The sequence below is a fragment of the Burkholderia sp. HI2714 genome, from assembly GCF_002223085.1.
Taxonomy (GTDB): domain Bacteria; phylum Pseudomonadota; class Gammaproteobacteria; order Burkholderiales; family Burkholderiaceae; genus Burkholderia; species Burkholderia lata_D.
In genome coordinates, this window is sequence record NZ_NKFM01000137.1 from 1 (window position 1) to 1,682 (window position 1,682).

Here is a 1,682-nt window from a genome sequence, read left to right on the forward strand (position 1 = left end):
GCCCCGCGCGTGAGCTCCGACACCGCCACCCACGTGCCCAACCGACGGCTGAACTTGATCTTGTACGCTTGCTGGTTCATCGCTTCGTTCCCCCAATACTGTTCGGGCGCAACTCGCCCATTCCGATGCCAGCGATTCTCGGCGCACGCCCACACCGACGCGACTCAACATGTGTCAGGTCGCGATCAACTTTCGTCAAACACGATTGCGCGGCCAGCCGTTTGTCAATCCTTTGCATTTTTTCTGCAGAGGATTGCGAAACAATGGTGCGCAGTGGGCGTGCATGCCCCCAGACAGGACTTACACGCAGGGATGAACAATCGCATCGAAGCGCAGCGCCGGGCCATACCGGCGCGCATTGTGCTGGCCGTGGCCGCCGCGGCCGCGCTGCTGTCGGGCTGCAATGCGCTGTACAGCGAAAGCGCGACGGCCAGCGCCGGCATCGCGGGCGCGACCATTGCGTCCAAGGTCACCAACAACGCGGCGATCGCGACCGGCATCGGCCTCGGCGCGGTCGCCGGCGCACGCGCGGGCGTCCAGTACACGCAGCGCATCGCGCATCGCTACACGCAGGCACAGATCGCGACGGCGGCCGGACCGCTCGACGTCGGCGGCGTCGCGCCGTGGACCACGAACCATTCGTTCCCGATCGCGGACGACGAGCACGGCCGCGTGACGGTCAGCCGGATGATCAGCATCGGCCCGCTCGACTGCAAGGAGGTCGTGTTCTCGGTCGATACGCCGGCCAAGGCCGATGCCGCCGCGCAATCGGCGTTCTACATCGCGACCCTCTGCCGCGACGGCCCGCAGTGGAAATGGGCATCGGCCGAACCGGCGACCGAACGCTGGGGTGCGCTGCAATGAGCGTCGCGTTCCGCCTCGCGTGGCTCGGCGCACTGTGCGCGGCTGGCGCCGCGCTGTCCGGCTGCGGCTCGGTCGGCGCGGCGAGCGGCGCGCTCGCGGGCGCGGCGACCGGCCTCGTCACCGCCAACCCGGTGGTCGGCGTCGGGGTCGGCATCGCCGTGCAGGCCGCGACCGACGAGGCCGTCAAGCGCACGATGAAGCAGCTCCATCAGCACCAGCAGGATGCGATCGCGCAGGCGGCCGGCAGTCTCGCGGTCGGCGAGGTGAAGCCGTGGAAGGTGAAGAATATGCTTCCGCTCGAGAACGGCGAAGGCGAGGTGCGCGTCTCGCGCGCGTATTCGACGGCGCTCGCACTGTGCAAGGAATTCGCGTTTTCGATGCAGGATGGCGCGAAGGCCGACTGGTATTTCGCGAGCGCCTGCCAACAAGGCGCGCGCTGGAAGTGGGCCGCGGCCGAACCGGCCGTCGCCCGCTGGGGCAATCTGCAGTGATGTGACGCGCCCGGTGGGCGTCGGTGCCGGGCGCGATGGCACACCGCGCGGCGGCCGGACGGGCCGATCTGATGGTGTTCTGTATCACGCGAAGGAGCCCGGTGTGTGGGTCGAGCAGCTCGGCACGAACCGGTCGGAAAATCACTTCCTTTACCCAGGGAGAACTACCGAAGGTTGCGCTGGCGATCGTACGTGATTGTTACTGACCAGTTCATCAAATAGTGCGTAATATTCAAGCGGCGTAACGGACATGTTTCTCGTTGAACAGGTTACGAATCACGTGAGGTTCCTTCTGGCGACGATGCAAATGGCTCCGGACATGCCGGA

3 protein-coding genes are annotated in these 1,682 nt (G+C 66.4%); 2 read left to right on the forward strand and 1 reads right to left on the reverse strand.

All coding sequences use genetic code 11. The features are described 5' to 3' along the window. The coding region (locus CFB82_RS44675) for an ESPR-type extended signal peptide-containing protein (RefSeq protein ID WP_218829065.1) at positions 1–80 on the reverse strand (80 nt) is incomplete at its 3' end. A gap of 232 nt (positions 81–312) precedes the next feature. On the opposite strand from CFB82_RS44675, the gene CFB82_RS41470 reads away from it, so the two are divergent. After that, on the forward strand, positions 313–864 hold the full coding sequence (locus tag CFB82_RS41470) for a hypothetical protein (RefSeq protein ID WP_089487956.1): 552 nt from the start codon (positions 313–315) through the stop codon (positions 862–864). Further along, positions 861–1,355 (forward strand): hypothetical protein, encoded by a 495-nt coding sequence (locus CFB82_RS41475; protein WP_089487957.1) that lies wholly within the window; start codon positions 861–863, stop codon positions 1,353–1,355. The genes CFB82_RS41470 and CFB82_RS41475 overlap by 4 nt, the downstream gene beginning before the upstream one ends. Positions 1,356–1,682 lie beyond the last annotated feature (327 nt).

Bases quoted from the DNA above. Each gene is read 5' to 3' on its own strand.
- CFB82_RS41470 (WP_089487956.1), top strand. From the start codon at position 313: ATGAACAATCGCATCGAAGCGCAGCGCCGGGCCATACCGGCGCGCATT.
- CFB82_RS41475 (WP_089487957.1), top strand. From the start codon at position 861: ATGAGCGTCGCGTTCCGCCTCGCGTGGCTCGGCGCACTGTGCGCGGCT.